The sequence below is a fragment of the Gordonia sp. NPDC003950 genome, assembly GCF_053605205.1.
Genome location: NZ_JBSGIT010000032.1, coordinates 1 through 12704, shown reverse-complemented (window position 1 = coordinate 12704; position 12704 = coordinate 1). Strand labels below are relative to the sequence as shown.

General features: G+C 66.6%; 11 protein-coding genes. 4 read left to right on the top strand and 7 right to left on the bottom strand.

The features are described 5' to 3' along the window. The first annotated feature begins 9 nt into the window (after positions 1-9). Positions 10-474 (top strand): nuclear transport factor 2 family protein, encoded by a 465-nt coding sequence (locus ACWETB_RS21695; RefSeq protein ID WP_348806592.1) that lies wholly within the window; start codon positions 10-12, stop codon positions 472-474. A gap of 262 nt (positions 475-736) precedes the next feature. On the opposite strand, the gene ACWETB_RS21690 is transcribed toward ACWETB_RS21695, so the two are convergent. From ACWETB_RS21690 to ACWETB_RS21680, 3 genes are read right to left on the bottom strand one after another with little or no spacing between them, the layout of a single operon-like run. Beyond that, entirely contained in the window at positions 737-1915 is a 1179-nt protein-coding gene (locus ACWETB_RS21690) for a thiolase domain-containing protein (RefSeq protein ID WP_348806593.1), read from the bottom strand. Beyond that, positions 1915-2964 carry a thiolase domain-containing protein gene (locus ACWETB_RS21685; RefSeq protein WP_348806594.1) on the bottom strand — a complete coding sequence of 350 codons (1050 nt, stop codon included), beginning with the start codon at positions 2962-2964 and terminating at the stop codon, positions 1915-1917. The genes ACWETB_RS21690 and ACWETB_RS21685 overlap by 1 nt, the downstream gene beginning before the upstream one ends. A gap of 49 nt (positions 2965-3013) precedes the next feature. Continuing rightward, a complete protein-coding gene (locus tag ACWETB_RS21680; protein WP_348806595.1) occupies positions 3014-4054 on the bottom strand; it encodes a Zn-ribbon domain-containing OB-fold protein in 1041 nt (346 codons plus the stop codon). 87 nt (positions 4055-4141) lie between these two features. Here ACWETB_RS21680 and ACWETB_RS21675 point away from each other — a divergent pair, with 87 nt between their 5' ends. Further along, positions 4142-5179, top strand: coding sequence for an LLM class F420-dependent oxidoreductase (locus ACWETB_RS21675; RefSeq protein WP_452213581.1), 1038 nt, complete (start codon positions 4142-4144; stop codon positions 5177-5179). Positions 5180-5275: 96 nt separating this feature from the next. On the opposite strand, the gene ACWETB_RS21670 is transcribed toward ACWETB_RS21675, so the two are convergent. The 3 genes from ACWETB_RS21670 to ACWETB_RS21660 are packed head-to-tail and all read right to left on the bottom strand — an operon-like array spanning position 5276 to position 8657. Then, a complete protein-coding gene (locus ACWETB_RS21670) occupies positions 5276-6754 on the bottom strand; it encodes a cytochrome P450 (RefSeq protein WP_452213580.1) in 1479 nt (492 codons plus the stop codon). A gap of 53 nt (positions 6755-6807) precedes the next feature. After that, the gene (locus ACWETB_RS21665; RefSeq protein ID WP_449741884.1) at positions 6808-7812 is read right to left on the bottom strand and encodes a TIGR03617 family F420-dependent LLM class oxidoreductase; all 1005 of its coding nucleotides are present in this window, start codon (positions 7810-7812) and stop codon (positions 6808-6810) included. 23 nt (positions 7813-7835) lie between these two features. Then, a complete protein-coding gene (locus ACWETB_RS21660) occupies positions 7836-8657 on the bottom strand; it encodes a crotonase/enoyl-CoA hydratase family protein (protein WP_348810086.1) in 822 nt (273 codons plus the stop codon). A gap of 70 nt (positions 8658-8727) precedes the next feature. Between ACWETB_RS21660 and ACWETB_RS21655 the strand changes: the two genes are divergently transcribed. Continuing rightward, complete coding sequence (locus ACWETB_RS21655; protein ID WP_452213577.1) at positions 8728-10410, top strand: acyl-CoA synthetase; 1683 nt, start codon at positions 8728-8730, stop codon at positions 10408-10410. After that, entirely contained in the window at positions 10407-11546 is a 1140-nt protein-coding gene (locus ACWETB_RS21650; RefSeq protein ID WP_348806600.1) for an NAD(P)H-dependent flavin oxidoreductase, read from the top strand. Before ACWETB_RS21655 ends, ACWETB_RS21650 begins: the two co-directional genes overlap by 4 nt. A 42-nt stretch (positions 11547-11588) precedes the next feature. Here the strand turns inward: ACWETB_RS21650 and ACWETB_RS21645 are convergent. Continuing rightward, on the bottom strand, positions 11589-12704 hold a 1116-nt coding region (locus ACWETB_RS21645), incomplete at its 5' end, for an HNH endonuclease signature motif containing protein (protein ID WP_452213575.1).

The following is a 12704-nucleotide window of genomic DNA, read 5'->3' as shown; positions in this document are numbered from 1 at the left end:
AGCCGTTCCATGACAACAGCCAAAGAGGTTGGGGCCCAGCAGGGCCCGGCGTACCTGAACATCGACCGGGAGAATCACCCGGCGGTCGTCGCCGGACAGCGGTCACGCGAGTTCGTCGAAACCCGGGACAAGCAGGCCTGGGTGGACAACTTCGCCGCCGACGCCACGGTCGAGGACCCGGTCGGACCGTCGATGTTCGACGCCGAGGGAGTGGGATTCACCGGGCATCAACGGATCTCGGAGTTCTGGGATCTGTCGATCGGAACGACGGAGAAGATCGAGTTCGTCTTCGACGAGGAGATCATCTGTGGCAACGAGGTGGCCTACATCGGAAAGATCGTGACGCACATCGCCGGTCACATCTCCGAGGCACGAGGGGTGTTCACCTACCGGGCCGGCGATGACGGCAAACTGTCTGCGCTGCGGGCCTTCTGGGAGGTCGAGAAGACCATCAACTCGGTTCGTCCGGCCTGAGCGGTACCTCTCACAGGCTTGGGGTGGACGGCTGAGTTTGGCTCGGCTCGGTTCCGCTGAAAGTGGGGGAAGAATCTTCTTCCCCCACTTTTCGTTTCGTCGGCCGGCAGTTTCTGGCCGACGACGCGATTTCCGGGGGAGGAACGTTCCTCCCCCAGGAATCGACTCGCTCTTCGGGAGTTCCCGGCGGAGGACAGAGAAAGTGGGGGAAGAACGTTCTTCCCCCACTTCTCGTCGACGACGATCAACCGAGCCGAGGGGACTAGTGCACCGGCTTCTCCGCGCCCACCAGCCACATCGAAAAGTACTGCGATCCACCGCCATACGCGTGGCCGAGGGCCTTGCGGGCGTCGGGGACCTGATGGGCCCCGGCCTTGCCCATCACCTGGATGGCGGCTTCGGCGAAGCGGATCATGCCGGAGGCACCGATCGGATTCGACGACAGCACGCCGCCGGACGCGTTGAGCGGGATGCGCCCGCCGATCTCCGTCTCATGTGCCTCGGTGAGTTTCCAGCCCTCGTTCTCGGGGGCAAATCCCAGGTTCTCCAACCACATCGGCTCGAACCAGGAGAAGGGGACGTAGATCTCGGCGACGTCGATCTCCTCGATCGGGTTGTCGATGCCGCCGGCCTTCCACAGTGCCGCCGCGGCGTCCCGACCGGCCTGCGGACTCACCACATTGCGGTGTGCGAAGCTCAACGGCTCGGTGCGCATCGCGGTCGCGTGAATCCAGGCGACCGGATTACCCTGGGCAACAGCGGAATCTGCGACGTCCTCGGCGCCGATCACCACCGCACAGGCACCGTCCGACGATGGGCAGGTCTCGTCGTAGCGGATCGGATCCCACAGCATCTGCGATTCCATCACGCTCTCGGCGGTGATGTCGGGCTGATGCAGATGCGCCAGCGGATTCAGTGCACCGTTGCGGCGATCCTTGGCGGCCACCATCGCACCGATGTGTTCGGGTGCTCCCGACTGCCGGATGTAGGCACGCACGTGCGGGGCGAAGAATCCGCCGGCGCCTGCGCCCACCGGCTTGGTGAAGGGCACCGGAATCGACAACGCCCACATGGCATTCGATTCCGACTGCTTCTCCCAGGCGACGGCGAGCACCCGCTGATGCACCCCGGCGAACACCAGTGACGCGGCGACATTGGCCGTCGAACCGCCGACCGAGCCGGCGGTGTGCACCCGGATCATCCGCTTGCCGACGGCGCCGATGGCCTCGGCCATGGCGAGTTCGGGCATCATCGAACCCTCGAAGAGGTCGGGGGCCTTGCCGATGACGATGGCGTCGATGTCGTCGATGCTCACCTGGGCGTCGGCGAGGGCGGCGTCGATGGCCTCGCGGCACATGCCGGCCATCGTCACATCGTGACGTTTGGCGACGTAGCGGGTCTGCCCCGTCCCGAGGACGGCCGCGCGATTGTTGTGTGCCATCAGTTCGATTCTCCTGAGTTCGCGTCGGATGCCAGGGTGACCACCATGTTCTGCTGCAGCAGTGGACCGCTCGTCGCGTGGGCAACCGCCGTTCCGACGTTGCCGCCGATGATCTCGTGCGCGGCATAGCCGATACGCTGCAGGCCGGCGGAGAACAGTGAGTTGCCGGCCAGGGTGCCGCCCGACGGATTGATGCGGACCGAATCGGGCAGACCGAGCGCGTTGCGCACGATCAGTTCCTGATGGGTGTACGGCGCGCCGATCTCGGCGATGTCGACGGCGCGACTGCGGTTTCCGAAGGCGGTGTCACCGGCGAGCGTCGTCGACGGTGACACGGTGAGATCTCGTGCGCCGAAGTTGGGGGTGTCGATCCGGTGATCCCAGCCGGTGATGAACGCCGGGTTGGCGACGAGTTCCCGGGCCCGCCGTTCGGAGGCGATGATCACTGCGGCGGCGGCGTCGGTGTAGGGCGCGATGTCATGGGCGCGAAGCGGATTCGCGACGTACTCGGCGGCGAGGAGTTCGCCGACGGAGGCGCCGGAGGTGCGGGCGGCGACGGCGGCCATGTCGGCCTCGGTCCAGGTCCCGGCGTCGATGCCGGCGCGGGCCTGCAGCGCGGCCAGCGATCGGGCCTCGGGCCACAGCGGCGCAACGGTATACGGGTCGGTCTGCAGGGCCAGGGTGAGGTCGGCGTTGCCGGCGGTGGCCTTGCCGAAGCCGTAGGCCAGCGCCAGATCGACCTCGCCGGTGGCGATCTTGACCCACGCCTCATACAGCGCCCAGGCGCCGTCCATCTCCACATGCGACTCGTTGATCGGCGGCATGGCACCGATGGAGTCGATCGCCGAGATGAACGAGAAAGCGCGCCCGGCAAGGTAATCCGACGATCCACTGCACCAGAACTCGATGTCGGTGCGGGTGATGCCGAGTTCGGCGTAGAGCTTGGCGAAGCACGGGATCAACATCTCCACGCCGTTGGTGGTGCCGTGCGTCCCGACGACGTTCGGGCTGTGCGCGAACCCGACGATCGCTATCCGGGGGAGGGTCACAGGGTGCTCCTAGATCGAGAGGTGTGCGTGTCCGAAAGGTGGTGCGGGGTCACAGGAATGCCCGATACGACTCGTACTCGGCGTCGGGCTCCCCGGTGGGCCGGAAGTGACTGATGCTGCCCAGTGACAGTTCGCGTTCGCCCTCGGGCACCCAGACCGCCTCGACACGCATACCCATCCGGACCTCGTCGGCCGGGCAATCGAGGATCAGGTGCAGGAACGGGATGTCGGTGCCGTCGAGCAGGACATAGGCGGCGACGTAGGGCGGCTTGATCCGCTGTCCCTGGAACGGGACGTTGACGATGCAGAAGGTGGTGACGATGCCCTTGTCGGACAACTCAACTCGCTCGACAGACGGTGCGCCGTCGGACGGGCTGACCTTGCGCGGCGGGAAGTACACACGGCCGGCGTCGACCCCGGAGCCGATGCGGGTGCCGTAGAGCTTGCCCGCCTTCAGGCCCTGGAGATACCAGGTCTCCTCCTCGGTGGCCGAATGCGTGATGGCGGTGGTGATGGGTGTCGTGATCACCACGTTGCCGTTGTGGGGGAGGTCGTCGTCGGAGGTGTTGGGCGCCGCGACGGCCGGGGTGTCACCCGGTGCGAAGTGGCTGATGTCGTCGATGCGGCCGGTGCGCGCGGCACGCCACACCGCGTGCACGCGCATGCCGGTGCTCAGGTCGTCGGGGGAGTCGACGCGCAGGGCGTGCAGCAGCGCGGTGTCGGCGCCGTCGAGCCGGATCAGCGCCCACGCGAAGGGGGTGTCGAACGGTTGCGGTTCGGCGGGCACCGGATTCCACGTCCACGTCGTCACGGTGCCGACGGCGGCGACGTCGACGAGGTCGGTGGTGGCCTTGCCGGTGGAGGGGTCGAATTCCACCGGCGGGACCGACACGGTGCCGTCGGAGTTCTTCGAGCCGACGATCCGGCCGTCGCGCAACCCGAGCGCGAACTGTGACAGGACCGGCCCGAGCGACCGGGTGTAGCCGAAGGTGTTGGTCAACGGCGCGGTGAGGATGGTCGTCTCCGGTTCGGGAACCGTGGCGACGGGACTCGATGGGCCGTCGTGGGTGTCAGTTGCGATGCTGCTCACACAATCGAGTAGAACACGTTCTAGTATTGGGCACAAGGCGCATGTCATCGCGCTTCTGATCGGTGCCACGAGAGGACGGCGACCATCGTGAAACTGTCGTTACAACTGGGCTATTGGGGAGCGGAACCGATCACGCACGCGCCCGCGCTCATCGCCGCGGCCGAGGAGAACGGGTTCGACTCCGTGTTCACCGCCGAGTCCTGGGGATCGGATGCCTACACGCCACTGGCGTGGTGGGGTGCGTCGACGTCACGGGTTCGGCTCGGTACCGCGGTCGCCCAACTCTCCGCCCGGCCGCCGACCTCCTTGGCGATGGCGGCGCTGACGCTGGATCACCTCTCGGGAGGGCGCCACATCATCGGACTGGGGGTGTCCGGGCCGCAGGTGGTCGAGGGCTGGTACGGGCAGCCGTTCGCAAAGCCGTTGGCGCGCACCAGGGAATACGTGGAGATCGTGCGGTCGGTGCTCGGACGGGAGGCGCCGGTGACCAGCGGCGGTCCGCACTACCCCTTGCCCTATCCCGCCGATGCGCCCGGCGCGACCGGTCTGGGGAAGGCGCTCAAGCCGATCACCCATCCGTTGCGCGCCGACATCCCCATCTGGCTCGGCGCCGAGGGGCCGAAGAACGTTGCGCAGACCGCGGAGATCGCCGACGGGTGGCTGGCCATCTTCTACAGCCTGTCACTGGCCGATCAGTACGAGGAATGGCTGGCCGACGGATTCGCCCAGCCGGGTGCGCGTCATACGCGTGAGGACTTCGAGGTGGCGGCGACCGTGCAGATGGCGATCACCGACGACGTCGCGTCGGTCATCGATCGGTACCGGCCGTCGACGGCGCTCTACGTCGGCGGAATGGGCGCCAAGGAGAAGAACTTTCACGCCGAACTGTATCGGCGGATGGGTTACGGCGACGTCGTCGACGAGATCGGGAGGCTGTTCCGGGCGGGGCGCAAGGCCGAGGCGATCGCCGTCGTGCCGGACGAGATGGTGCGCGAAACGTTGATCGCCGGAACCGCCGACGAGGTGCGTGACCAGATCAAGCAGTGGGAGGCCGCGGGCGTCGGCATGCTGATGGTGACCGCCCGCGATGTGGCGACCATCGAGCAGGTGGCGGGGTTGGTGTAGGCATGGCCGGTGGCCACCCGCCCAGGCCGCACCCCACCCCACGCCGCACCCACGCGCGGTCCGTGTTCGCCGACGCGGCACCCGCGCGATGTCGAGTCAGACCCCGGTGGTCGCGCCGGTCGTCGCCGGGATCGTCCGCTTCGTCAGGGTCAGGTGGAAGTCCTTGGGCACCATGGTGAGTCGCTCGTCGACAGCCAGCTGGTAGCTCGGGTCGGCGGCCAGCTCGTAACGATGCAGGAGCCCGGCCAGAACCAGAACCGCCTCGTGCAGCGCGAACTGGCGACCGATGCACGCCCGCAGGCCTGCTCCGAACGGCTTGTAGCTGTGGGCGGGTCGCTTCTTCACCTTCTCGGCGAGGAAGCGGTCCGGATCGTAGACATCCGGACGGTCCCAGACCTCGGGGTCGCGGTGTACCAGACCGAGCATGATGACGGCCCAGTCCTGCGGCCGCATCCGGTACCGGCCGGCGATCTCGGTGTCGACGCGGGGGCTGCGGGCGAAGGCGGGCACCGTCGGCCAGATCCGCAACGCCTCATCGAGGCAGCGTCGGATGTAGCGGAACTTGGGGACCTGCTCGAAGGTCGGCATCGCGGTGGGATCGTCGCCGAGGATGTCGTCGGCCTCCACCCGTGCCCGTGCCAGGCACTCCGGGTTCTGTGAAAGGTAGTACAGGGTGAATGACAGTGCACCGGAGGTGGTTTCGTGTCCGGCGACGAGGAAGGTGAGGATCTGATACCGGATGTTGAGCATCGACAGTTTCTCGCCGGTCTCGGGGTGGGCCACGTTGAGCATGATGCCGAGCAGGTCGTCCTGGCGGTGGTCGTCGGCGCGCTCGGCGATCACGTTGTCGAGCAGGGAGTCGATGTAGGCCTGGTACCCGGCGTTGCGGTGGTCGAGATAGCGAGTCAGGAACCGGCCGCCAGGGGCGGTGCCGAGTCCGCCCTTGCGGCGCCCGGTTTCGAGCGCGCGGATCATCGCGGCCACAAACGGATGCGGCTCCGACGGGGTGAACGACCCGAAGTCCCGACTGAACGCGGTGCGCGTCAGCGTCTCCATCGTCAGCTTCGTCATATCCTGAGTGACGTCGGAATCGGTGGTGACCCCCGGTTCGGTGGTGACGCCGGCATCCGCGGCGCCGACGGCGCGACGATCCCAGTAGTCGAACAGTTCGCCTGCCGTGGCCGTCATCGTGGAGTGATACGACCGCATCGCGGCTTTGGTGAAGGCCGGCATCAGCAATTCGTGGGCGAGTTGCCAATTGGGCTCATCGTTGAAGGCGGTGAACAGGCCGTCGCCGGCGTACTGGCGCAGGGCGGTGATGGCCGGCGGTAGGGCCTTGCAGAAACGAGTCTCGTCGCACAGCTCCGAGGTCAGCTCCGCCGACGCGACGAACACGAACTTCTGGCGGAAGACCTGCAGTTCGAAGATCGGGCCGAGTTTGGCGCCCCATTGGAGAACGCTGAGGATCGGATTGCGCGGATCGGACGCGCCGAGCTCGCCGATGATCGGCCGCCGCTTGGTGGGGTGCGGGAACCGCTGGCCGGACCAGTCGTTGTTCACGGGACGTCGGAGCATGTCCTAGACCCTGCCGTCGCCCAATGGCAGTGTCAATCTCGCCGGGGTCGACGTCAGTGTGCCGGCAGGGCGTCGAGCACCTCGCCGAGCGTGTCGGAGGCGAGGGGGAAGGGCTGGTAGAGCGCCACCTCGTCGGCGATGCCGTCGACGCGCGCGTGAACCCGCTCGGCGACCTGCGCGGGTGTTCCGCGGGCGACGATCGTATCGAGGAGGCCGTCGTCGATGAGTTCGGGCATCTCGTCCCACCGGCCGCTCTTGGAGAGCCGATTGAGTTCCGGTTGCAGGTCGCCGTACCCGTGCAGGTCGAGGACCGGACGGTAGGCGGGGGTGGAGCCGTAGAACGACAGGAGGCGCCGGGCGGCGGTAACGGCGGTGTCGTACTCGTTCTCGTCTCGGCCGGTTGCGACGATGATCTCGGGGAGAACGGTGAACCCGGCGGCGGTGCGGCCGGCGTCGGCGAGACCGGCGGCGACCCTGGGGAGGATTGATTCGCGGACGAATCGGTCGCTGGTGAACGGCATGATCAGCAGGCCGTCGCAATGCCTCGCGACCGCGCGGGTCAGTTGCGGGCCGAGGGCACCGACCAGGATCGGGGGCCTGCCGTGCGGATTGGGTGGCGGGCTGAAGGTGGGCGTCATCAGGCGGTGACGATAGAAGTCGCCGTCGAAGTCGAGGCGGGTGCCGGTCTCCCAGCTGTCGAAGATCGCGTGGAGTGCGGCGACGAACTCGACCATCCGCCCGACCGGACGATCGAAGTCGGCGCCGAACCGTTTCTCGATCTGTGGCCGGATCTGGGTGCCGAGACCGAGGCGGAAACGTCCGTCGCTCAACAGTTGCAGATCGTTGGCCTGATGGGCGACGTGAATGGGGTTGCGGGGGAATGCGATCGCGACATTCGTCATCAGATCGACATCGTCGACCCGGGAGGCGAGTACCAAGGGGGTGAACACGTCGTGCGGACCCTCGAAGGTGAACACGCCGCTCACGCCCGCGTCGCGCAGTGCGGTGGCCTGTGCGGCGGCACCGATCGGCGAGAAGAGCGCGGTCCAGACACGGATGGCCGAGTCGCCCACGATGTGTCCTATTCGCCGGTGAACACCGGTTTCTGTTTGGTGGCAAAGGATTTGGGCCCGACCTTGGCATCCTTGCTCTGGAACACCGAGATCCCGATCGGTGCCTCGACCTGGAAGGCATCGAGTTCGTGCATTCCTTCGGTTTCTCGGATGGTGCGCAGAATGGCCTGCACGGCGAGCGGACCGTTGGCGGCGACGGCCTCGGCGAGTTCGAGTGCTTTGTCCAACGCGGTGCCGTCGGGGACGACATGGCCGATCAGTCCGTACTCCTTGGCCTCGGCGGCGCTGATGTGGCGCCCGGTGAGGAGGATGTCGCAGGCGACCGTGTAGGGGATCTGCCGGACCAGCCGAACCGCGCTCCCGCCGAGCGGGAAGAGTCCCCAACGGGCCTCGGACACACCGAATTTTGCACTCTCGCCGGCGACCCGGATGTCGGTGCCCTGCAGGATCTCGGTGCCACCGGCGATGGCGGGTCCCTCGACAGCGGCGATCAGCGGTTTGGTCAGCCGTCGTCCCTTCAGGAGGGCGGGCAGCGACGCGGGGTCCCACGACCCGGACTTGACGGTGTCGCCAGGAGCGTTGCGCGACATGGCCTTGAGGTCCATCCCCGCGCAGAAGGCGCCACCCGCGCCGGTCAGGATCGCCACCCGGATCTCCGGATCGGAATCGACCCGATCCCAGGCCTCGGTCATGATCGCCATCATCTCCGACGAAAGGGCGTTGCGGGCCTCGGGCCGGTTCATCGTGACGATGAGGACATGCCCCCGCTGCTCGACGAGGCAGTGGGGGATGTGGTCGGTGGCGGACTCGGGCTGCGACAACGCGGTCATCTCGACCCCCAGATCGATCGATGTGGAAGATTCTCTTGCCGGAAACAGTAACACGTTCTAATTTTGACTCATGGCTTTCACCATCGGCGACCTCATCGAGCATGCGGTCGACCTCATGCCCGACCGCACCGCACTCGAGTCCGGCGACCGCGCCCGTACCTATGCCGAACTCGAGGAGCGCAGTAACGCGCTGGCCCACAAGCTTCAGGAACTCGGCGTCGCGCCGGGCGACGCCGTGGGGCTGTACAGCAGAAACACCATTGAATCCGTCGAGGCGATGGTCGCGATCTTCAAGGCCCGGGCGGTGATGGTCAACGTCAACTACCGCTACGTCGAGGCCGAACTCGATCACATCTTCAGTGACTCCGGGATGAAAGTGCTCATCCATGAGCGGCAGTACTCGCCACGCGTCTGCAACGTGTTATCGAATCGGGCCGACTATGGCGGAGCAGACCTGGCGGTCGAACATCGGATCGTGATCGAGGATGGCAGCGACGTCGACGTGACATGCGCGGACGCGGTGGCGCCGGCGATCGCCTACGAGGACGCGATTGCCGAATCGTCGACCGCGCGCGACTTCGGGGACCGCTCCAACGACGATCTGTACATGCTCTACACCGGCGGCACCACCGGGAAGCCGAAGGGCGTGGTGTGGCGGCAGGAGGACGTCTGGCGGGTACTCGGCGGCGGCATCGAGTGGTACACCGGTGAGCCGGTCACCGACGAATGGGAACACGCCAAGACCGGCGCCGCCGGCGGGCAGCTGGTGCGGTTCCCGATCCCGCCCTTCATCCACGGCGGTTCGCAGTGGGCGGTCTTCCAGGCGCTCTTCGGCGGTGGAAAAGCTGTGGTGTACCCGGACTTTGACGCTCACTCCGTGTGGGAGGCGGTCGGTCGGCACGGTGTGAACGTCATCTTCATCACCGGAGATGCCATGGGGCGCCCCATGATCGAGGCGCTCGAACAGCGTGACCACGACACCTCGACGGTGGTGTCGGTGGCCAGTTCGGCGTGCCTGTTCTCGCCGAGCGTCAAGGAACAGTTCCTCGCCAAGTTCCCGAACGCCGTCATCATCGACGCCATTGGTTCGTCGGAGACCGGATTCGGTGGGCTGGGCGTCGTTGCCAAGGGTCAATCGCACGTCGGGGCGCCACGGGTCAACGCCGACAAGCAGACTCACGTGTTGCGCGAGGACGGCACCCGCGTGGAACCCGGCAGCGGCGAGGTCGGTGTGCTGGCGCGCACCGGCCACATCCCGCTGCGCTATCACAACGATCCGGAGAAGTCGGCGAAGACGTTCAAGGTGTTCCACGGGGTTCGCTACTCGATCCCCGGCGACTTCGCGCAGGTCGAGGCCGACGGCAGCATCACCATGCTCGGCCGCGGATCGGTGTCGATCAACACCGGCGGGGAGAAGGTGTTCCCCGAGGAAGTGGAAGCGGCGCTGAAGGCGCATCCCGACGTCTTCGACACCGTCGTGGTCGGCGTGGCCGACCCCCGCTTCGGTCAGCGGGTCGGGGCGGTGATCGCGGTCCGCGACGATGCCCGACCGTCGGTGACCGAGCTCTCCGACGTCGTCCGAAAAGAGTTGGCCGGCTACAAATCCCCACGCAGTGTCTGGTTCGTCGACGCGATCAAACGGTCACCGGCGGGTAAGCCCGACTACCGGTGGGCGGTCTCGGTTGCCGAGGGCCGACCTGCCGACACCACCATCGAGGATGCCCGCGCGGCGGTTGCGGAGACCACGAAATGAAAACCGATCTGGCGACACGCTTCGGCATCGACTATCCGATCTTCGGCTTCACGCCCAGTCAGCATGTGGCGGCGGCGATCAGCCGGGCCGGTGGTCTCGGCGTGCTGGGCTGCGTGCGGTTCAACGATCCGGACGAACTCGACGAGGTCCTCGAGTGGATGCACGAGAACACCGACGGCAAGCCGTTTGGCGTCGACGTGGTGATGCCGGCCAAGATTCCCACCGAGGGAAGCCATGTGGATCTCGACGCGATGATCCCGCCGGAGCACCGCGCCTTCGTCGAGCGCACCCTCGACGATCTCGGCGTCCCACCGCTGCCCGACGGCGATCGAGTCAATGCCGGTGTCCTCGGATGGCTGCATTCGGTGGCCCGGTCGCATGTCGATGTTGCGATGACCCATGCCGACAAGTACGGGCAGATCAAGCTCATCGCGAACGCCTTGGGCTCACCGCCGGCCGACGTGATCCAGACGTCCCATGATCATGGTGTGCTGGTGGCTGCCCTCGCGGGTGCGAAAGACCATGCGCTGCATCATGTCGACGCAGGTGTCGACATCGTCATCGCCCAGGGTTACGAGGGTGGTGGGCATACCGGCGAGGTCACCTCGATGATCCTGTGGCCCGAACTCGTCGACGCCGTCGGCGACCGCGCCCCGGTCCTCGCCGCCGGTGGAGTGGGAAGTGGCCGACAGATCGCCGCGGCCATCGCCCTTGGCGCACAGGGTGTCTGGATGGGCACCTACTGGCTGACCGCCGCCGAGTACAAACTCGGTATGGCTGAGGGTCAGGAGGGTCCGTCGACGGTGCAGCAGGCGCTGCTGGATGCGACCTCGCGTGACACGGTGCGGCGACGGATATACTCCGGCAAGCCTGCCCGGCTGCTCAAGACCCGCTGGACCGACGCGTGGGACGCCGACAACGCTCCCGACCCGCTGCCCATGCCGCTGCAGAACATCCTGGTTTCCGAAGCGCACGCAAGGATTTCGGCGTCGGACGACCCCGGCGTCGTCGCGATGCCGGCGGGTCAGATCGTGGGACGGCTCAACGCCATCACACCGGTCGCCGAGCTCATCGCTGACATGGTCAGCGAGTACGAAGAGGCAGTCGGTCGGATGACGAAGACGTTGGAGGGGTAGGGAAGTCGCAGCACGACGCGACGGTAGACCGAAGCCTCAGACCTACCGGGGATAGGTGGTGATGGTTTCCCCGGTGACCGGGTCGCGCCAGATGACCGCCCGATCGGCGAGCATGGTGGGCAGCAACAATCCCATGTGTTTTCGCTGGTGGTCCGGCGAGCACAACGGCATCAGGTTGAACTCCACCGTCCAGCCACCGGTGATCGGATCGCGGTGCACGAACTTCACCACGTGATCGATCTGGCAGTCACCGGCCGGCCGACCGCACTGCGGATACCGGCAGGTGCCATCCAACTCGATGATCTTCTCCCGCAACCACGCCGGTATCCGATACGTCAACGCACCCGGCGGCGGGAGGAAATAGCCGCCGTGCCCGGACGGGTCGACCGGGGTTGCGGGGAACGGGTCGTCGAGACGACGCCACGCCGCCGGTATCCGATCCAGCGAGGTGGCGGTGTCGATGGTGGGTATGTCCAGGGTGGGAAACTCGGTGACGGTGACCAACTGTCCCGAACTGATCAGCGTTCGGGCGTGAGCTTCGTCAATCACGCCGAAGTATTCCAACCGGGCTTCCCGCTGCCCGGACGGATCGGTGATCAACGACAGCGACAACTGCGAATCACTGCCGCCGGTGTCGGCGACGGTGTCGGTGTCGGGGTGCGCCTCGACGGTATCCGTTGCCGCACAATCAGCGTCGTCGTCGGCGACGTCAGCGTCCGACTGGGGAGCGTCGGTCGTCTCGGGTTCGGTGATCTCGTCAGCCTCACCACGCTCGGTTTCGACATCGTCAGACAGATCAGTCGCGTTGCCGTCTACATCGATGTCGAGGTCGGTCAGGCCACTGGGTTCTTCCGGCAGCGGGATCGCCCGCGAGCAGTCACCCCGCCCGCATTCACACGACAGGTACGCGCCGGGTAGTCCTTGGATTTCGGCGAATGCCGCGACCTGCATCTGACCGCGGCGACGTGGATCACGTGGGCAGATCCGCTCACTGATCATCTGTGCGATCCGCGCCGCCAGATGCGCACCCACCTCACCCGGTGCGTACACCGAGATGCTGCAGTGCCCGTTGGTGTCCCGACGAACCCGCACATTCTGAACCCGAGCAGCGGCCTCCTCGCGACGGTCGGCAGCACCGTCGGGATCCAGCGCGATCAC